Annotated in this window: 14 protein-coding genes; 8 read left to right on the top strand and 6 right to left on the bottom strand. The window is 66.3% G+C overall.

Annotation, left to right across the window (positions count from 1 at the left end):
* Positions 1-115: 115 nt before the first annotated feature.
* Positions 116-1,708 (top strand): galactarate dehydratase, encoded by a 1,593-nt coding sequence (gene garD / locus BG60_RS20550; RefSeq protein WP_008348543.1) that lies wholly within the window; start codon positions 116-118, stop codon positions 1,706-1,708.
* Between the two features lie 164 nt (positions 1,709-1,872).
* Complete coding sequence (locus BG60_RS20545; RefSeq protein WP_008348540.1) at positions 1,873-3,084, top strand: MFS transporter; 1,212 nt, start codon at positions 1,873-1,875, stop codon at positions 3,082-3,084.
* On the opposite strand, the gene BG60_RS20540 is transcribed toward BG60_RS20545, so the two are convergent.
* Entirely contained in the window at positions 3,070-3,882 is an 813-nt protein-coding gene (locus tag BG60_RS20540) for an SDR family NAD(P)-dependent oxidoreductase (protein ID WP_008348538.1), read from the bottom strand. The two genes, BG60_RS20545 and BG60_RS20540, sit on opposite strands and share 15 nt — an antisense overlap.
* Positions 3,883-4,000: 118 nt before the next feature.
* On the opposite strand from BG60_RS20540, the gene BG60_RS20535 reads away from it, so the two are divergent.
* A complete protein-coding gene (locus BG60_RS20535; protein ID WP_008348535.1) occupies positions 4,001-4,948 on the top strand; it encodes a GlxA family transcriptional regulator in 948 nt (315 codons plus the stop codon).
* A 21-nt stretch (positions 4,949-4,969) separates the two neighbouring features.
* Positions 4,970-6,202: a Zn-dependent hydrolase gene (locus BG60_RS20530; protein ID WP_034472578.1), complete on the top strand. Its 1,233-nt coding sequence runs from the start codon at positions 4,970-4,972 to the stop codon at positions 6,200-6,202.
* Here the strand turns inward: BG60_RS20530 and BG60_RS20525 are convergent.
* From BG60_RS20525 to BG60_RS20510, 4 genes are read right to left on the bottom strand one after another with little or no spacing between them, the layout of a single operon-like run.
* Entirely contained in the window at positions 6,199-6,756 is a 558-nt protein-coding gene (locus tag BG60_RS20525) for an RBBP9/YdeN family alpha/beta hydrolase (protein WP_008348530.1), read from the bottom strand. The genes BG60_RS20530 and BG60_RS20525 overlap by 4 nt on opposite strands.
* A gap of 11 nt (positions 6,757-6,767) precedes the next feature.
* Positions 6,768-7,616 (bottom strand): TauD/TfdA dioxygenase family protein, encoded by an 849-nt coding sequence (locus BG60_RS20520; protein WP_008348529.1) that lies wholly within the window; start codon positions 7,614-7,616, stop codon positions 6,768-6,770.
* A 10-nt stretch (positions 7,617-7,626) separates the two neighbouring features.
* Positions 7,627-8,607 carry a quinone oxidoreductase family protein gene (locus BG60_RS20515; RefSeq protein WP_034472575.1) on the bottom strand — a complete coding sequence of 327 codons (981 nt, stop codon included), beginning with the start codon at positions 8,605-8,607 and terminating at the stop codon, positions 7,627-7,629.
* A 38-nt stretch (positions 8,608-8,645) separates the two neighbouring features.
* On the bottom strand, positions 8,646-9,377 hold the full coding sequence (locus tag BG60_RS20510; protein ID WP_008348524.1) for a universal stress protein: 732 nt from the start codon (positions 9,375-9,377) through the stop codon (positions 8,646-8,648).
* Between the two features lie 136 nt (positions 9,378-9,513).
* On the opposite strand from BG60_RS20510, the gene BG60_RS20505 reads away from it, so the two are divergent.
* From BG60_RS20505 to BG60_RS20495, 3 genes are all read left to right on the top strand, one after another.
* Complete coding sequence (locus BG60_RS20505; RefSeq protein ID WP_008348523.1) at positions 9,514-12,189, top strand: winged helix-turn-helix domain-containing protein; 2,676 nt, start codon at positions 9,514-9,516, stop codon at positions 12,187-12,189.
* A 162-nt stretch (positions 12,190-12,351) separates the two neighbouring features.
* Positions 12,352-13,476 (top strand): porin, encoded by a 1,125-nt coding sequence (locus BG60_RS20500; protein ID WP_008348521.1) that lies wholly within the window; start codon positions 12,352-12,354, stop codon positions 13,474-13,476.
* 16 nt (positions 13,477-13,492) lie between these two features.
* Positions 13,493-15,169, top strand: a complete 1,677-nt coding sequence (locus BG60_RS20495; protein WP_008348519.1) for a fatty acid--CoA ligase — start codon at positions 13,493-13,495, stop codon at positions 15,167-15,169.
* On the opposite strand, the gene BG60_RS20490 is transcribed toward BG60_RS20495, so the two are convergent.
* Positions 15,151-16,887 carry a SulP family inorganic anion transporter gene (locus BG60_RS20490; protein ID WP_033536293.1) on the bottom strand — a complete coding sequence of 579 codons (1,737 nt, stop codon included), beginning with the start codon at positions 16,885-16,887 and terminating at the stop codon, positions 15,151-15,153. The genes BG60_RS20495 and BG60_RS20490 overlap by 19 nt on opposite strands.
* A 196-nt stretch (positions 16,888-17,083) precedes the next feature.
* Here BG60_RS20490 and glgX point away from each other — a divergent pair, with 196 nt between their 5' ends.
* Complete coding sequence (glgX, locus tag BG60_RS20485) at positions 17,084-19,183, top strand: glycogen debranching protein GlgX (RefSeq protein ID WP_008348515.1); 2,100 nt, start codon at positions 17,084-17,086, stop codon at positions 19,181-19,183.
* Positions 19,184-19,201 lie beyond the last annotated feature (18 nt).

Raw genomic sequence — 19,201 nt, 5'->3', positions numbered from 1 at the left:
CGCGTGTAAAATCAATGGATACGGGTAAATACTAACCAATTGTGATTGTCTATGTTGTAGGATGACATAACTCAAGCCGCAGCCGCGCGGTATGTTTGCTCAAGGATTCGTCAGAATGAATCAGTCCCCTCTCTATATTCGCGTCCACCCGGACGACAACGTCGCGATCGTCGCGAACGACGGCGGTCTCGGCGAAGGCGCCACGTTCGCCGATGGCCTCGTGCTGCGCGAACGCGTACCGCAGGGCCACAAGGTCGCGCTGAAGGATCTCGCGGAAGGCGATGCGGTCATCCGCTACAACGTCGTGATCGGCTATGCGACGAAGGCGCTCCCGAAGGGAAGCTGGATCAACGAGCACGTCACGCGCATGCCGACGCCGCCCGAGCTGCACGACCTGCCGATTGCGACGATCAAGGCGCCGGACGAATCGCCGCTGGAAGGCTTCACGTTCGAGGGTTATCGGAACGCCGACGGCTCGGTCGGCACGCGCAACATCCTCGCGATCACGACGACGGTGCAATGCGTCGCGGACGTCGTGCAGCACGCGGTGACGCGCATCAAGGCGGAACTGCTGCCGCGGTATCCGAATGTCGATGACGTCGTGAGCCTCGGTCACACATACGGCTGCGGCGTGGCCATCGACGCGCCCGACGCGATGGTGCCGATCCGCACGGTGCGCAACATCGCGCTGAATCCGAACTTCGGCGGCGAAGTGATGATGGTGTCGCTCGGCTGCGAGAAGCTCCAGCCGGAACGCCTGATGCCGCCGGGCACGATTCCGATCGCGGCGGCATCGGCGGAAACGGAAGACGTGGCCGATATCGGCGACAACACGCACGACGACAACGGCGGCACGGTCGTGTTGCAGGACGAGGCGCACGTCGGCTTCGGCTCGATGATCGAGTCGATCATGCGGATGGCCGAGACGCATCTGAAGCGCCTCAACAATCGCCGTCGCGAGACGTGTTCGGCGGCGGATCTCGTCGTCGGCGTGCAGTGCGGCGGCAGCGATGCGTTTTCCGGGCTGACGGCGAATCCGGCGGTCGGTTTCGCGACCGATCTGCTGGTGCGCGCGGGCGCGACCGTCATGTTCTCGGAGGTCACGGAAGTGCGTGACGGCGTCGCGCAACTGACGGCGCGCGCGGCGAACCGTGAGGTGGCGCAGGCGATCATCCGCGAGATGCAGTGGTACGACGATTATCTGAAGCGCGGCGGCGCGGACCGCAGCGCGAACACGACGCCGGGCAACAAGAAGGGCGGGCTGTCGAACATCGTCGAGAAGGCGATGGGTTCCATCGTCAAGTCGGGGTCATCGACGATTTCGGGCGTGCTGTCGCCGGGCGAGAAGGTGAAGCAGAAGGGTCTGATTTACGCGGCGACGCCTGCGAGCGATTTCATCTGCGGGACGCTGCAGCTCGCGGCGGGCATCAACCTTCATGTCTTCACGACGGGGCGCGGCACGCCGTACAGCCTCGCCGAAGTGCCGGTGCTGAAGGTCGCGACGCGCTCCGATCTCGCGCGCCGCTGGCACGATCTGATGGACGTGAACGCGGGAACCATCGCGACGGGCGAGGCGACCATCGCCGATGTGGGCTGGGAACTGTTCCGGCTGATGCTCGATGTCGCGAGCGGGAAGAAGCAGACGAAGGCCGAGGCGTTGAAGCTGCACAACGCGCTTGTGTTGTTCAATCCGGCGCCGGTGACGTGATTCGATGCGCGCTCGCCGGAAACGAAATCGCCCCGCTTTGAGCGGGGCGATTTTTTTTGCGGGCGCGGTGTGAGGCGGATGAGCGAGCGGAATGCGCGATCGGACCGCCACGCTGGGCCATTCTTTGGCACGATGACATCGAATCGATGACACGAATCGAGCCCATGCCATCTCCTTTCGCCAAACCGCGCCCGCCGATCCCCCGCACCGTCTGGGCGCTCGGCCTCGTCAGCCTGTTCATGGACCTGTCCTCCGAGCTGGTGCATGCGCTTCTACCGATCTACCTCGTGACGACCATGGGCATGAGCGTCACCGCACTCGGCGCGCTGGAAGGCGCAGCCGAAGCAACCGCGATGATCGTGAAAGTCTTTTCGGGCGCGCTGAGCGACTGGCTCGGACGCCGCAAGGGCCTGCTGCTCTTCGGCTACGGCCTCGCGGCATTGACGAAGCCGCTGTTCCCTCTCGCCGAAACGCCCGCGCTGGTCGTGGCCGCGCGTCTCGTCGATCGCTTCGGCAAGGGCATTCGCGGCGCGCCGCGCGATGCGCTGCTCGCGGATGTCGCGCCGCCGGAAATCCGTGGCGCCGCTTTCGGCCTGCGGCAGTCGATGGACACGATCGGCGCGTTCGCCGGGCCGTTGCTCGCCATCGTGCTGATGCTCGCGTTCTCCGATCACATCCGCACGGTGCTCTGGTTCGCGACGGTGCCGGCGTTCATCGCCGTCATCATCATTCTGTTCGGCGTGCGTGAGCCGGAAAGCGCGTCCGCACGAGGCGCGAGCTTCCGCTCGCCGCTGCACTGGCGGTCGATGCGCGAGTTTTCTGGGCGCTACTGGTATGTCGTCGCGATCGGCGCGACCTTCACGCTCGCGCGCTTCAGCGAGGCGTTCTTGGTACTGCGCGCGCAGCAGACAGGACTCGATATCGCGTGGATTCCCGCCGTGATGGTCGTGATGAGCCTCGCGTATTCGGCGAGCGCGTATCCGGCGGGCGTGCTGTCCGATCGATGGGACCGGCGCGCGTTGCTCGCCTGCGGCCTGGCGCTGCTGATCGCGGCCGATGTGCTGCTCGGCGCGGGATCGTCGATGCTCACGCTGTTCGCGGGCGTCGCCTTGTGGGGACTGCACATGGGCTTCACGCAAGGCATTCTCGCGGCGATGGTCGCCGAATCCGCGCCGCCTTCCCTGCGCGGTACCGCATTCGGCGTGTTCAATCTCGCGAGCGGCGTCTGCATGGTGCTGGCGAGTGCGATCGCCGGATGGATCTGGGATCGCCATGGCGCGCCGGCGACCTTCTACACCGGCGCCGCGCTCGCGCTGATACCGCTCGTCATGTGCTTCGCGCCACGGCGAGCGGATTCCGCGTCACGAAAGGCTTGAAGCGCCCGATACATACCGTGCAGCCGGCTTGTTCGCCGACAACTCCGGCGCCATCGCCTGCCGCGCCGCTTCGTACGCGTCCCACTTCGCGCCGTCGTGCAGCGACGGAATCGTCACGAGCTCATCGCGATCGAAGCCGACGAGCGCCGCATCGACCATATCGCCCGCCGACATCACGATCGCCTTGTCGAGATTCTCGATCGGAAGGCCGCCCGTTTCCCAAAAGTCGGTGGCCGTCGCGCCGGGCAGCACGGCCTGCACGCGCACGCCCTTGCCCGCCAGTTCGCGATGCAGCGACTGGCTGAACGCGAGCACGAACGCCTTGGTGCCGCCATACACGCCGTTGAGGATCTCCGGCGCAATGCTGACGATCGACGCAATGTTGATGATCGCGCCACGGCCTCGCGCGACGAAGCCGGGCACCGCCGCGTAAGCGAGGCGCGTGAGCGCGGTCACGTTGAGATCGATCATGCGCGTCATCGCGTCGACGTCGCTGTCGAGCAAAGGCGTATGCGTGCCGATGCCCGCGTTGTTCACGAGCAGCGTGATGCTCGCGTCATTCTTCAGCTTCGCTTCGACAGTGGCGAGCGCGCTGCGGTCGTTCAGATCGGCATCGAGAATCTCGACGCTGCGGCGCGTCTCGTTCGTGATGCGTTCGGCGAGCGCCGCGAGCTTGTCGCGATTGCGCGCGACGAGAATGAGGTCGTAGCCGCGCCGCGCGAGGCGCTCCGCATAGACCGCGCCGATTCCGGAAGACGCGCCCGTGACGAGCGCCGTGCCGAGGTGTGTCTGCGTCATGTTTCACTCCGTCAGAAAACAAGTGGTTGATTGCGTGAGTGAATTCTGGCCGGATTTGACCGTGACGCAAATGACGTATAGGGTAGTGATTCGTGACATCGCGCGGCAGGAAAACGACATGCACCGCATCGGCTATTTATTGAGCGACGGCTTCCAGATCATGGCGCTCGCCTCGCAGACGGTTTTCGAAATGGCGAACGACGTATCGGGCGAGGCGTTCTACGGCATCGAAAATTATTCGACGGCGGGCGGCGAAGTGCGCTCGTCGCTCGGCATGAAGATCGACACGCGAGCGATCACCGCGCGCACGCAGATGGACACCTGGATCGCCGTCGGCGTCACCACGCCGCTCACGATCGCGCCGCCCGCCGACGTGTTCGCGTTCCTGCGCCGCGCGGCGAAGCGCACGCGGCGTATCGCGGGCATCTGCACGGGCGCATTCGTGCTGGCCGGAGCGGGCCTGCTCGCGAATCGCCGCGCGACCACGCATTGGGCCTACGCGCGCGACATGCAGCGGCTTTATCCCGATGTGCAAGTGGAAGAAGACCGCATCTTCATTGTCGATGGCCCGGTCTGGACGTCGGCGGGCATGACCGCGGGGCTCGATCTCGCGCTCGCGATGGTCGAGAAGGATCTCGGCGCCGATATCGCCCGTTCGGTCGCGCACAAGCTCGTCATGCATCAGCGTCGCGCGGGCGGGCAGTCGCAGCATTCGGAAATGCTCGATCTCGCGCCGAAGTCCGATCGCATCCAGAATGCGCTGAACTATGCGCGCAAGAATCTGAACCGGCCGCTGACGGTCCAGGAGCTCGCGGGCGAGGCGCATCTGAGCCCGCGTCAGTTCAGCCGCGTCTTCACGCTGGAGACGGGGCAGTCGCCGGCGAAAGCCATCGAAGGATTGCGGCTCGAAGCGGCGCGTCTGATGATCGAGAAAAGCCGGCATTCGCTCGAAACGATCGCGCAGGAAACGGGCTTCAGGGACCGCCGTCACATGCGCGAAGCATTCATGCGCGGCTTCGGCGTGCCGCCGCAGGAAGTGCGGCGCGAGGCGCGCACTCAAACGTAACGACTACATCGAGGACAAACAGTGCTGAAGATCAATCCCGCCCGCCTGCTCGACGACCTCCGTCATCTGCGCACGTTCGGCGCAACCGGTCCGGGCGTCGTGCGCCTCTCGCTGTCATCGGTCGATATGGACGCGCGCCGCTGGCTCGCGGGCCGCATGAACGAAGCGGGACTCGCCGCGACGATCGACGGCGTCGGCACCGTGTTCGGCCGCTCGCGCAACGCGGGCCCGGCGCTTTTGATCGGCTCGCACACCGACACGCAACCGACCGGCGGCTGGCTCGACGGCGCGCTCGGCGTCATTTACGGCCTCGAAATCGCGCGGGCGCTCGCCGAATGCGAAACGACGCGTCATTTCGCGGTGGACGTCGCATCGTGGATCGACGAGGAAGGCACGTTCTCGGGCTTTCTCGGCAGCCGCAGTTTCGTCGGCGAAGCCGTCGATGAAGCCCTGCGCCACGCGCGCAATCGCGAGGGCGTCCTGCTCGGCGATGCGCTCGCGCAAGCCGGACTCATCGGCGCGGCGCGCGTGCGTATCGACAGGGCGCGGCACAAGGCGTATCCGGAACCGCACATCGAGCAGGGCGGACGGCTGGAGGCGCACGGCAAGTCGATCGGCGTGGTGACGACGATCGTCGGCATACGCGAGCTGAAGCTGCGCTTGACCGGGCAGCGCAATCACGCGGGCACGACGCCGATGTCGATCCGGCGCGATGCGGGCGCGGCGCTCGTTGCGTTCATCGCGCGCATGGACGAAGCGTTTCGCGCGATCGCCGATGCCGATACCGTCTGGACCGTCGGGCGCATCGAGCTCGATCCGGGTTCGTTCAGCGTGGTGCCGGGCGCGGCGGACATGTATCTGCAATTCCGCGACGCCAGCGCGGAGCGTTTGCGCGCGATGGAAGCCGCGCTCGCCGCGCTGATCCGCGACTTCAATGCAGAAGGGAAAATCGGTGTCGCGATGACGGACAGCGAGCCGCCCGAAGCGCCCGTCGTGATGGACGCCGCCTTGCAGGCGCATATCGCGGAGGCCGCCGAAGCGCTCGCGCCGGGTCAGTGGGAACGCATGCCGAGCGGCGCGTCGCACGATGCGCAGGTGATCGCGCATCATGTGCCGGCGTGCATGCTGTTCGTGCCGAGCATCGGCGGAGTGAGTCACGATTTCATCGAGGACACGGCGGAGTCGCACATCGTGCTCGGCTGCGAAGTGGCGGCGCGGGCAGCGGCGAATATCCTCGCGAGCTTGTCGGCTTAACGCTCGGTGATCTCCGCGATGTATCGCCCGGCGTCGCGCCAGAGGCCGAATCCCGACGCCGGATTCATGTGCCCGACGCGGCCGAGATCGGCGAGCCGCGCGCCCCAGTCGTGCGCCATGCCGGCGACGCGTTCGAAGCGCGCGAGCGGATCGTCATGGCTCGCCGCGACGACGCACGGAAACGGCAGGCGTTCGCGCGGCGTGGGCAGCCATCCGTGCAGCTCGAGTTCATCGGCTGACGGATAGCCTTCCGGCAGCGGCGAATCGAAATCGGGCGGCGTGACGAAGAGCGCGCCCTGAATCTCGCGACGATGCCGCTGCGCCCAGTGCACGGAAATCATCACGCCGGCGCTGTGCGCGACGAGCACGACCGGTCCGTCGATCTGCGCGAGCGCCGCGTCGAGCGCGGCGACCCGCGCGCTCCGATCGAGCTTGTCGCGTTGCAGCGGCGGCACGGTACGCACGTTGTCATGCGCGTTGGCGTAATGCGTCTGCCAGTGGTCCTCGACGTGATCGCGCAGGCCGGGGACCATGAGTATCGTCGGTGCGTTCATGCGTCGATCCATCAGAAGGGCACGTCACCGATGATCCCCGCGCGCTCCATCTTGCGATGACACGGCGGATAGTCCATCACCGCGTAATGCTGCGTGCTGCGGTTGTCCCAGATGGCGATGCTGTTCTTCTTCCAGCGCCAGCGCACCTGATATTCCGGGATATACGCCTGGCTCAGCAGATACGCGAGCAACTGCCCCGCGCCGGGATTCGCGTCCTGCCCGAAGCGCACGCGCTCCGGCGTGTGATAGTTGGTGAAGTGCGTCGCGAAGGCGTTGACGAACAGCACCTTCTCGCCCGTTTCCGGATGCGTGCGCACGACGGGATGCTCGGCATCGGGAAACTGCGCCTTCAGCGCGAGGCGTTTCTCGATAGGCATCGCCGCACCGAAACTCGCCTCGATGCTGTGCCGCGCGCGCAAATCCGCGATCTGTTCCTTGACGTGCGCGGGCAGCTTCTCATACGCGAGCACCATGTTCGCCCACATCGTGTCGCCGCCGACGGGCGGCGTTTCCACGCAGCGCAGCACGCAGCCGAAGGGCGGCGCGACGCGCCAGGTCGCGTCCGTGTGCCACGCGTTTTCGTAGCGGTCGTTCGGCTGATCGGGCGACTTGTAGATACGCACGAGCCCCGGATGGTCCGGATCGCTTCCCGCGACCGGATGATCCTCCAGTTCGCCGAAGCGCCGCGCGAACGCGACGTGCTCCGCGCGCGTGATTTCCTGATCGCGCAGAAAAAGCACGCGATGCGCGAGCAACGCGGCGCGGATTTCGGCGAAGAGGGCGTCGTCGTGAATGGCGTCGGCGAGATTGACGTCGGTGAGTTCCGCGCCGATCGCGCAAGTAAGTTGTTCGATACGCATGAATGTCTCCTCAGACGACGAACACGGACGAACCCGTGGTCTTGCGCGCTTCGAGATCGCGATGAGCGTCCGCCGCGTCGCGCAGTGCATAGCGCTGGTTGATCTCGATGCGAATGCGCCCGCTCGCGACGTGATCGAAGAGTTCGGCGGCGAGCGCATTCTTCTCGGCCGGATCGGCGATGTAATCCGCGAGCGCCGGGCGCGTCAGATAGAGCGAGCCTTTCATCGCGAGCAATTGCGGATCGAACGGCGGAATCGGACCCGATGCGGTGCCGACGCACACCATCAGACCGCGGCGCGCGAGCGAATCGAGCGATGCGTTGAAAGTGGTCTTGCCGACGCTGTCGAATACCGCGTTCACGCCCTTGCCATCGGTCAGTTCGCGCACGCGCGCGGCCACGTCCTCGCGGCTGTAGTCGATCGTGTGCGCCACGCCATGCTCGCGCGCCACGCGCGCTTTCTCTTTGCTCGATACCGTGCCGATCACCGTCACGCCGAGCAGCTTCGCCCATTGCGACACGATCAGCCCGACGCCGCCCGCCGCCGCGTGCAAGAGCAGCGTGTCGCCACGCTCGAAGCGGCGGATGCGCGTCATCAGATAGGCGGCGGTGAGGCCGCGCATCGTCATGGCGGCGGCGCGCGTGCAGTCGATCGCATCGGGCAGATTGACGAGCGGCGCGGCGGAAATGATGCGCTCCGTGCTGTACGCGCCGAGCGTGTTGATGAAACCAGTGTAGGTCACGCGATCGCCTTCCTTCAGATGCGTGACGTTCGCGCCGACCTTCTCGACGACGCCCGCCGCTTCGACGCCCATGCCCGAAGGCAGCGGCACCGGATAGAGGCCCGAGCGGAAATACGTGTCCGCGAAATTGAGCCCGACGGCCTCGTGACGCAGACGGACCTCCAACGGGCCGGGTTCGCCCACGGCGACTTCTTCCCAGCGCAACACTTCCGGACCGCCGGTTTCGTGAAAGCGGATTGCATGTGCCATTGTTTCGTCTCCTTGAGTCTCTGTTTCCTGTATGGCGTTCAGCGCGCGAGCGCGTTCCAGTCGGCGTCGCGCAGATAGCGGCGCGCGGCCGGCAGCACGACGCCTTCGATGCGTCCCATGCGTTCGCACGCGAAGCGCGCGCTCGCAAGCAATGTGTCGTCGATGACCTCGCCATTCGCGATCGATGCCGCGACGCGCGCGAGCAGCGCCGCTTCGCGTTCGGCGAGGCGCGCGAGTTCGTCGAGTTCGGCATCGAGCGTCGATGTGCGCTCGCGCAATGCCGTGGTCAGCGCGGTTTCTTCGTGATGTGTTTCGCGAAGACGCTCGATCGTCCGCGCATCGGGTCGCGAAGTGCGCAGCGCATCGTCGTAAGCGTCCGAGCGCATCCGATGCACGGCGAGCAGCGCGCCCGCCGCCTTCGTGACCATCGGGCGCGCGTCGCTCGGCGCGATCAGCACGGCCACGCCCGGCAAGGGCGGCACCGCGCTGCCTTGCGCGATGCACACGAGGTCGTAATCGTTCGCCGCCGCCGAATCGATGCCCTGCACGCCGAGCACCGTCGCCGGCACGCCGTGCGCGCGAGCGGCGGCTTCGGCGCGGGCGAGGGCGGCCGCGATCCGGCGATGCTGCGCCGCATCGTCGCTCGCGCCCGCATGCAGGCTGACGAACGTGATGCGCGCGCCGAGCGAGCGCGCGAGCTCGGCCGCATGGCCAGTCGCCTCGACGCTGGCGTCGTTGCGCTCGACGGGCACGAGCAGATGTCGGTACATGGTGATCCTTCGGTTTCAATTGCACGGTTGATCGAATCGTAGTGCGGGCGGCGGCCGAGCGCCCCTCTCGCGGCGGGAGGGGCTTGACGCACGCGCGCGATCCGAACCATCCTAGATGGAAGACAAAAAATTACCGATGCCCACCGACTCCCCATCCACCGAGCTCGTGCTGAAGACGATGGCGCCGCGCGCGCCGTCCGGGCTGCTCGCGCGCGCCCGTTTGAACGCCGACACCGCACGCAGCCAGATCGTGCTCGTGCAGGCCGGCGCGGGTTACGGCAAGACGTCGCTGCTCGCGCAATGGCGGCGCGAGTTTCTGGCGCACGGCGCGGCGGTCGCGTGGCTGCTCGCCGACGATCGCGACGACGCGGAGCGCTTCCTGCGCGCGCTCGTCCACGCGATCCGGACATGCTGCGCGCGGCCCTCGTTCGGGCGTCTCATCGCGGAAAATCCGGGCGTGCCCGCCGGCGCGTTCGATCTCGCCACCGCGTGGCTGGCGGAGCTTGCGCAGCTATCGCTCGATGTCGTGCTGATCGTCGACGAAGCCGATCGTCTGCCGGAACCCGGCGCGCAACTGCTCGATTACGTGATGCACAACGCGCCGCAGAATCTGCGCATCGTCGCGGCGGGCCGGCAGGGGCTCGACAAGCCCGCGGCGGAACTGCTCGCCTACGGACAGGCCGAACTCGTCGCGCCGGACGCGCTGCGTTTTCGCGTCGATGAAACCATCGCGCTCGTCACGCAGCGTTTCGGCGCGCGCGTCGACGCCGATGCCGCCGCGCGCCTCTTCGAAATCACCGGCGGCTGGCCGCTCGGCCTGCAACTCGCGCTCACCGCGATGGCGCGCGCGCAGGACCCGCGCACGGCGCTCGACAATCTCGCGGCGGGCCCGCGCGGCTTGCGCGAACCGCTCGTCGCGGCGCTGTTGAGCGAGCTGTCATCCGCCGATGAACGCCTGCTCGTCGACATCAGCGTCGTGGACGTGCTGCACCCCGACTTGTGCGAAGCCCTGACCGGCGACGCCGACGCGCCGCAACGCCTCGCACGTCTCACGCGCGATACGCCCGTCTTCGTGACGGCGGAGGAGAGCGACTGGTGCCGCCTGCATCCGCTCGTGCGCGACGTGCTGCAGACGCGCTTTGCCGCGCTCGCGGACGATGCGCGCGCGGAACTGCATCGGCGCGCGGCGCGCTGGCTCGGCGCGCGCGGCATGCTCGAACAGGCGGCGCGCCACGCGCATGCGGCGGGCGAGCGCGAACATGCGTACGAACTCGCGGAGCAGTCGCTGCACGACGCCGTGAAGCAAGGCCAGCTCGGCACCGTGCTCGAGTGGCTGGAACGTCTGCCGGAAGCGGAACTGGAAAAGCGTCCGCGCCTGTGTCTGGCGGTCGCGTGGGCGCTCGCGCTGGGCGAACGTCATCACGAGGCGCAGCGTCAGGTCGAGCGCGTGCTTGCATCGCCGGGTGCGGACGACGCCTTGCGTTACGAATGCGCGTTGATCCTGAGCGCGGCCGCGTGGTACGCCGACGATCCCGACCGCTTCCTGACGCTTTTCGAGCCGTGGGCGCAGACGCCGCCGCCCAAGGACTCGTGGCTCGCGCAGTCGCATGCGAACCGCCTCGCCGCCCGCGCGATGCTGCTCGGCGAGCCGGCGCAGGCGCGGCGTCTGCAACAGGCGGTGACGCGCGCGCAGATCGGCAAGGGGCTCGGCTATGTCGTGCGCTGGGGCGATCACATGGTCGGCCTGACGTGGCTTCAGGAAGGACAGGTGAAGCTCGCCGAAAGCGTCCTGCTGCCCGCGCTCGCGAGCGCCGAAGAAGACCTCGGGCGGCGTCATCCGCTGACGTGCATGTTCGCGGCGACGTGCGCGTCGATCGCGTATGAGGACGATCGCATCGACGAGGCCGCCGCGCTGCTCGCCAACCGTCTCGACGTGCTCGAACGCGCGGCGTTGCCGGAGACCGTCGTGCTCGCGTATCGCACGGCGGCGCGCATCGCGGCGTTGCGCGGCGACGAGCATCGCGCGCTCGATCTGCTCGAAATGCTTTACGCGATGGGCGTCGCGCGCAATCTGCCGCGTCTTTGCGTGACGAGCCTCGCGGAGCAGGTGAGCGCGCATGCGGGACGCTATCGCGCGCAGACCTGCGATGCGCTCGTCGAGCGTATCGACGCGATCGTCGATGAACACATCGCCACGCGCGGGCCGATCTGGAGCCGCTCCGTGCAGATGCTGCAGACGATGGCGCACGGCGGCGCGGCGCTCGCGCGTCAGGACTGGCCGGCTGCGGTCGAACCGCTCGCGCGCGCGGAACAGATCGCCGCGACGATGAAGCGCGGACGCGAGCGCATCGAGCTGATGGCGTTGCGCGCGTTCGCCCAGGAACGCGCGACGGGCGACGGCCACGCGCCGTTTCTCGAAGCGCTGAACCTCGCGCGCACGTATCATCTCGGGCGCGTGTTGATCGACGCGCATCCCGGTCTCGCCGACTGGGCGCGGCGCGTGAGCGAAGCGGGCGGCGTGGATGCCGGCGAGCGCCCGGTCGTGCCGCCGCATGTCGTGCGCGTGCCGCCGCGTTCGGGCGAAGGCGGGCCGCGCGCGTTGCCGAGCGTGATCCTCACGCCGAAGGAGCGCGAGATTCTCGAACTGCTCGCGCGCACCTTGAGCAACAAGGAAATCGCGCTCGCGGCGGCGGTCGGCGAGGGCACCGTCAAGTGGCATCTGAAGAATCTCTTCGGCAAGCTCGACGCCAGTTCGCGCAAGCACGCGGTGCGCCGCGCCATCGCGCTCGGCCTGCTCGAAGGCGTGCAATAGCGCCTTTTTCAAGCGTTTTCAGCAGGGTTTTCCCGCCTCTCTCGCAATCCCTACCCCTCTCTCCGTGAGAGGGGTTCGGCACTTGGCCGATGCGTATTCTTGCCTCCTGACGCCGCGACCCTATCGGTGCGCGGCGCATCCAGAACAAGATCAGGAGACTCGATGAAGCTCAGATTCGCCACTGCCGCAGGGCTCGTGCTGGCCGCCGGCGGCGCGCATGCGCAATCCACCGTGACGCTCTATGGCGTGCTCGACGCCGGCCTCATGTATCAGAGCGCGTCGGCGGCGAGCTTCGCGCGCAACGCGCGGGACACGGGGAAGGTGTATCGCTTCAAGGACGGCGGCATCTATTCGAGCGTCTGGGGCCTGAAGGCCAGCGAAGATCTCGGCGGCGGCTACTTCATCAACGTGAAGCTGCAAGGCTCGTTCGATTCGGGCACCGGCAAGACCGGCCTCTCCGATACGCCCGGCGCCACCGCGATGTTCAATCAATACGCGACGATCGGCGTGTCCGGCCCGTTCGGCACCTTCAACGCGGGCCGCCAGATCGTGCCGATGATCTGGGCGATGTACGACACCGACGTGCGCCGCGCGCAGTATTTCGGCAGCGTGCTGACCGCATGGCTCGGCATGAACACGGCGGCCGGCTGGCCCGGCACGAGCACCAACGGCTCGATCGGCGCGCTCTACGACAGCAACGCGCTCGTGTATCAGTCGCCGACGTATGCGGGTTTGTCGGCATCGCTCGAATACGCGCCCGGCGGCGTGGCGGGACAGTTTCAGGGCGGCACGCGCGAATCGGCGGTGCTGAAGTACTCGAACTTCGGCTTGACGCTGACGGCTGTCTACTACAACGGCCACGACGCGAATCCCGCGCCCGGCTCCGTGCCCACCGGACTCAACAACAATCGCATGATGTATTTCGGCGGCCTGTACACGACGCACGGCTTCTCGATCTCGATGTCCTACGCGAACGGCAAGAACCCCGCCGATTCGGATCGCGCGAACTTCGACATGTACTCGGGCGGTCTTGGCTATCGCTTCGCGCCCAATCTCAACGTGACGACCGGCGTCTACTACATCAAGGACAAGAACCAGTCGTCGAATCACTCGCTGGAATTCGCGATCGGCGCGGAATACAACCTGTCGAAGCGCACGCTCGCGTATGCCGAAGTCGGCCACGTCGACAACAACGGCACAATGAACCAGATGATCGCCTACGGCCAGCCGACCGCGCCGGGCAAGTCGACGACCGCGGCCATGCTCGGCCTGCGCCACAACTTCTGAATATTTGGAGACAAGGATGCAAGACACGTATTTCGACCCGCACGCCGCGCCCGACGCGTATTCGTACCCGTTGCTCATCAAGCAGTTGCTGCACACGCCGCTCGCGAATTCGCCGGATCAGGAGATCGTCTATCGCGGCGCGGTGCGGCAGTCGTATCGCACGATGACGGAGCGCGTCGCGCGCCTCGCGAATGCCCTCGACGCGCTCGGCGCGAAGCATGGCAGCACCGTCGCGATGATGGACTGGGACAGCCATCGCTATCTCGAATGCTATTTCGCCGTGCCGATGATGGGCGCGGTCCTGCAATCGGTGAACGTGCGGCTTTCGCAGGACGAGATTCTGTACACGCTCAATCATGCGGGCGCGGACATGCTGATCGTGCATACCGATTTCCTGCCGGTGATCGACGCGATCAGAACGCGCCTCGAAACCGTGCGTACTTTCATCTGGATCGATGAGCAAGGCGTCGCGGTTCCGGAGCACGGCATCGGGTTCGCGCGTGAATACGAAGCGATGCTCGCCGCCGCCGATCCCGTGCGCGAGTTTCCCGATTTCGACGAGAACACGCGCGCCACGACGTTCTACACGACCGGCACGACCGGCAAGCCCAAGGGCGTGTACTTTTCGCATCGCCAGCTCGTGCTGCATACGATTGCCGGAATGGCCGCGCTCGCGAGCCCGGCGAGCGGCCAGCGCTTTCATCGCGGCGATGTCTACATGCCGCTCACGCCGATGTTCCATGTGCACGCGTGGGGCATGCCCTACATCGCGACGATGCTCGGCGTGAAACAGGTGTACCCCGGCCGCTATGTGCCGCAGAACATCATGCGTCTGATCGAGGAAGAAGGCGTGACGTTCTCGCATTGCGTCGGCACGATCCTGCATATGCTTCTGACATGCCCGGATGCCGACGCCGTCGATTTGCGCCGATGGAAGGTCGTGATCGGCGGCGGCGCGCTGACCGAAGGACTCGCGCGCGCGGCGCTCGGACGCGGCATCGACGTGTTCTCGGGATACGGCATGTCGGAGAGCGGTCCGCTGCTGAGTCTCGCGCAATTGCCCCCGCACGCGGACACGCTCCACGCCGACGAGCAAGTGCGCCTGCGTTGCACGACGGGCCGCGCGATTCCGCTCGTCGACTTGCGCATCGTCGACGACGAACTGCGCGAAGCGCCGCGCGATGGCCGCACGTGCGGCGAGATCGTCGCGCGCGCGCCGTGGCTCACGCAAGGCTATCTGAAGAATCGCGAGGCATCCGCGACGTTGTGGGAAGGCGGCGCGCTGCATACGCAGGACATCGGCAACGTCGATGCCGACGGCTATCTGCGCATCACCGATCGCGCGAAGGACGTCATCAAGTCGGGCGGGGAATGGGTGTCGTCGCTCGAAGTCGAAAGCCTGATCTCGCAGTTGCCGGGCGTGGCCGAGGTCGCGGTGATCGGCGTGCCCGATGCGAAGTGGGGCGAACGCCCGCTCGCGCTCGTCGTGCAGAAGCCGGATTGCGCGGCGCCGATCACGGAGGAAATGATCACGCGATATCTGCGCGGCATCGCCGAAACCGGACGCATCTCGCGCTATGCGGTGCCGCGCGACGTGCGCTTCATCGACGCGATCAGCAAGACGAGCGTCGGCAAGATCGACAAGAAGACGCTCCGGGCGCGCTTCGCCGACATTCAGGCGGCGGGCGTCTGACAGGCGAGCCAGGCGTCGACGGCGCTGCCTATCGTCGGATGAAAGCACGCATCGGGAAAGATCGGCGTCAGTTCGAAGCGCCTGAGCTTGTCGCGAACCGGGTCTTTCATCTCGGCGAAATGCAGCGCGATGCCGCGTTCCTGCAACGCGCGATGCAGTTCGCGCAGCATGTCGGCGGACGTGACATCGACGCTCGTGACCGGCTCGGCCGTCACGACGACGCGTTTGACTTGCGTCGGCGCCTGCTTCACCGCTTCGAGCACGCGCTGCTGGAACAGCTCGGCGTTCGCGAAGAAAAGCGGCGCGTCCCAGCGGAACAGCAGCAGGCCCGGAACCTGTTCCGCTTGCGGGTATCGCATCGTGTCGTGATAACCGCGCAGTCCTTCCACGCGCCCGAGCACGGCGTAATGCGGCCGCCATCCATCCCATAGGAATTCTATGACCGCGATCACCACGGCGATGCAGATGCCGGGAATCGCACCGAACACCGCCACGCCGGCGAAGCAGCAGATCGACAGCCAGAACTCCCATTGCTGAATGCGATAGATGCGCTTCAGATCCCTGAACTCGAATAGTCCGATGGCCGCGGCAATCACGACGGCCGCGAGCGCGCTGCTCGGCAGATGACGCAGCAGATTCGGCCCGGCGAGCAGCACGGCCGCCACCGCCACCGCGCCGACGATGCCCGTCATCTGCGTGCGCGCGCCCGCCGCTTCCGCGACAGGCGTGCGCGACGAACTGCTGCTGACCGGGAAGCCCTGAAACAGACCGGTCGCGAGATTGGCGACGCCGAGCGCGATCATCTCCTGATTCGGATCGACGCGCGTATTGGCGCGCGCCGCGAAGGTGCGCGACAGCACGCTGGTATCGGCGAAAGCGATGAGCGCGACCGCGCAGCCGCCGAGCACGATGCGCACGAAATCGGCATCGCTCAGCCACGGCAGCGAGAACGCGGGCAGTCCTTGCGGGATGGTCCCGAGCACTTTCACGCCGCGCTGGTCGAGATGGAACACGCTCACGCATAGCGTCGCGAGCACGACGGCGATGAGAATGCCCGGCACCTTGTCGAAGCGCTTGAGCAGGAGAATGAGCGCGAGGCTCGCCGCGCCGACGGCGAAGCTGTACCAGTTCGACTGGCCAGCGGCGATGCCTTTGGCGAGAGTCGCGAGATCGCGCAACGGCCCGTGATCTTCGATGGATATCGCAAAGAGCTTCGGCAACTGGCTGATCAGCACGGTCAGCGCGATGCCGTTCATATAGCCGTAGCGAATCGGCTTCGAGAGCAACTCGGTGACGAAGCCGAGCTTGAGCAAGCCGAAAACGACGCACACCAAACCGGAGACGATCGCCATCATGCCCGCGACGGCGATCGCGCGCGACGGATCGCCGGATGCGCTCAGCACGACGACCGCGAGCACGGGCGCGGCGAGCGCGGAATCGGGGCCGAGCACGAGAATGCGGCTCGGGCCGAAGATCGCGTAGGCGAGTAGCGGGACGATCGTCGCATAGAGGCCGCACACGCCCGGCACGCCCGACGCCTGCGCATATGCGACGCCGACGGGCACGAGCATCGTCGTCAGCACGAGTCCGGCGATGATGTCGTTCTTCAGCCACCCCACGCGATAGTCGCGCAGCAACGCGATCAACGGCACATGACGCGACCAGCCTTGCACGCCGCCGCCGCTCGAGCCTTCTTGTAACGTTTGTTCGGATGGCATGACCGATTCCACGCAACGTGTGCACTGATTCCGTTGTAGCCGGAATCCGAATGGGGTCAAGCGGATGAAACGATCCGACAGAAATATTGAAACGCTTAACACCCGCCGATGCGACGTGCGCCCGAGCCGTCCACTTGTAATCCGCGACGCCTCACATATCCTTGCTCAGTGTGACGAAGCGAAGCGGGAGACGACCATGAGCGATGTTCCTGCAGTCGCGCACGATCACGCGGGCTATCGCACGCGGACCGGCTCGCGCTTCCCGCTCGGCGCGACGGTCATGCCGGGCGGCGTCAACTTCTGCGCGTTCTGCCGCCGCGCGACGCGCGTCGAACTATTGCTGTACGCATCGGAAGAGAGCGTCGAACCGTTTCAGGTCATCGCGCTCACGAGCGAAACGAACCGCACGTATTTCTTCTGGCATGTGTTCGTCGAAGATCTGCCGCTGCGTTGCTGCTATACGTGGCGCGCATACGGCCCGCTCGACGTGCCCCAGATGAGCGACGAAGCCGCGAGCCGGAAGGAACTGCTCGATCCGCAAGCGCGCGGCGTGAGCGACCGCTTCTACGATCGCGCGCAGGCCGCCGCTGTGCACGCCGCCGAACACGCGTCGCTCAGAGGCATCGTGACGGAGCCGTTGAATCGGCCCGTCGACGACGTGGACATCCGCACGCTCGACGACGCGATCATCTACGAACTGCATGTCGGCGGCTTCACGCGGCATGCGTCGAGCGGCGTGCGTCATCCGGGCACGTTCGCAGGTCTCATCGAAAAGATTCCCTATCTGAAGGCGCTCGGCGTCACGCATGTCGAACTGCTTCCCGTGATGGCCTTCGACGAACAGGACCTTCCCGCCTTCGCCGCCGAGCGCGGACTTCGCAACTATTGGGGCTACAGCACATATGGCTTCTATAGCCCGCATCCGCGCTATTGCGTCGAGCCCGCGCGGGCGCCGCAGGAATTCCGCGAACTCGTCGACGCATTGCACGCGGCTGACATTCGCGTGCTGCTCGATGTCGTGTTCAATCACACGTCGGAGGCGGGCAACAACGGCCCGCTGATCCACTTCAAGGTCTTCGCCAACGACGCCTTCTATCAGTCCGACCCGAACGATTCGCGGCGATACCTCGATTACACGGGCTGCGGCAATACGGTCAATTGCAATCATCCGCTGGTGTCGGCGTTCATCATGCGTTGCCTCGAATACTGGGTGCGCGAACTCGGCGTCGACGGCTTCCGCTTCGATCTCGCGAGCGTCTTTGCTCGCGGCGAGCACGGCGAATTGCTGCGCACGCCGCCGTTACCCTGGGCGATGGAAGCATCGCCGATCCTCGCGCGCGTGCCGTTGATCGCCGAAGCCTGGGATGCGGGCGGCCTTTATCACGTCGGCACGTTCCCCGGCATGGACTGGTCCGAGTGGAACGGGCGTTATCGCGACGCGATCCGGCGCTTCGTGCGCGGCGAGCCGGGCGTCGTCGGCGAAGTGTGCACGCGCATCGCGGGCAGCGCGGACCTCTACGAGGACGATGGCCGGCTGCCCGCGAACAGCATCAACTTCGTGACGTGCCATGACGGCTTTACGCTCGCCGATCTCGTCAGCTACGACGCGAAGCACAACGAGGCGAACGGCGAGGACAACCGAGACGGCAGCAACGACAATCTGTCGTGGAATTGCGGCGCGGAAGGCGAGACGGACGATCCCGCGATCATCCAACTGCGGCTTCGGCAGGCGCGCAACTTCATCGCGATCCTGCTGCTGAGCCAAGGTGTGCCGATGCTTCTCGCCGGCGACGAGCTCCTGCGCAGCCAGCGCGGCAACAACAACGCGTTCTGTCAGGACAACGCGCTTTCGTGGATGGACTGGCAACTTTCCGACGACGCGCGCGACATGTTGCGTTTCACGCGCGAGATGATCGCGCTGCGCAAGCGTCACGCGAGCCTGCGCCGCCGACGCTTTCTGACGGGACGTCCGGCGAACGGACAGACGCATCCCGATGTCGCATGGCACGGCGAACGTCTCGATGCGCCCGCGTGGCACGACCCCGGCGCGCGCTTCGTGGCGTTCACGCTCGCGGGCCACGCGCCGGGCGAGCCGATGCTGCACATCGTCCTCAACATGAACGACGATGCGCGCGAGGCCGCGCTGCCGGCGGTGGACAATTCGAGCTGGCTGCGCGTCGTCGATACATCTGCCGAATCGCCGAACGACATTGTTCCGAATGTCGAAACGGCGCTCGTCGAGCGCGGTGCGTGCCGCGTCGAGGCGCGCAGCGTCGTCGTGCTTCAGTCCCGTTGAATGCGCACGGCGGTGCTG

The sequence above is a fragment of the Caballeronia zhejiangensis genome (assembly GCF_000698575.1).
Classification (GTDB): Bacteria; Pseudomonadota; Gammaproteobacteria; order Burkholderiales; family Burkholderiaceae; genus Caballeronia; species Caballeronia zhejiangensis.
This window is presented reverse-complemented; position numbering and strand designations above follow the sequence as displayed.

What these genes read in the sequence shown, in the direction of transcription:
- garD (WP_008348543.1), top strand. Translation starts at nt 116, where the DNA reads ATGAATCAGTCCCCTCTCTATATTCGCGTCCACCCGGACGACAACGTC.
- BG60_RS20545 (WP_008348540.1), top strand. Translation starts at nt 1,873, where the DNA reads ATGCCATCTCCTTTCGCCAAACCGCGCCCGCCGATCCCCCGCACCGTC.
- BG60_RS20540 (WP_008348538.1), bottom strand. Translation starts at nt 3,882, where the DNA reads ATGACGCAGACACACCTCGGCACGGCGCTCGTCACGGGCGCGTCTTCC.
- BG60_RS20535 (WP_008348535.1), top strand. Translation starts at nt 4,001, where the DNA reads ATGCACCGCATCGGCTATTTATTGAGCGACGGCTTCCAGATCATGGCG.
- BG60_RS20525 (WP_008348530.1), bottom strand. Translation starts at nt 6,756, where the DNA reads ATGAACGCACCGACGATACTCATGGTCCCCGGCCTGCGCGATCACGTC.
- BG60_RS20520 (WP_008348529.1), bottom strand. Translation starts at nt 7,616, where the DNA reads ATGCGTATCGAACAACTTACTTGCGCGATCGGCGCGGAACTCACCGAC.
- BG60_RS20515 (WP_034472575.1), bottom strand. Translation starts at nt 8,607, where the DNA reads ATGGCACATGCAATCCGCTTTCACGAAACCGGCGGTCCGGAAGTGTTG.
- BG60_RS20510 (WP_008348524.1), bottom strand. Translation starts at nt 9,377, where the DNA reads ATGTACCGACATCTGCTCGTGCCCGTCGAGCGCAACGACGCCAGCGTC.
- BG60_RS20505 (WP_008348523.1), top strand. Translation starts at nt 9,514, where the DNA reads ATGCCCACCGACTCCCCATCCACCGAGCTCGTGCTGAAGACGATGGCG.
- BG60_RS20500 (WP_008348521.1), top strand. Translation starts at nt 12,352, where the DNA reads ATGAAGCTCAGATTCGCCACTGCCGCAGGGCTCGTGCTGGCCGCCGGC.
- BG60_RS20495 (WP_008348519.1), top strand. Translation starts at nt 13,493, where the DNA reads ATGCAAGACACGTATTTCGACCCGCACGCCGCGCCCGACGCGTATTCG.
- BG60_RS20490 (WP_033536293.1), bottom strand. Translation starts at nt 16,887, where the DNA reads ATGCCATCCGAACAAACGTTACAAGAAGGCTCGAGCGGCGGCGGCGTG.
- glgX (WP_008348515.1), top strand. Translation starts at nt 17,084, where the DNA reads ATGAGCGATGTTCCTGCAGTCGCGCACGATCACGCGGGCTATCGCACG.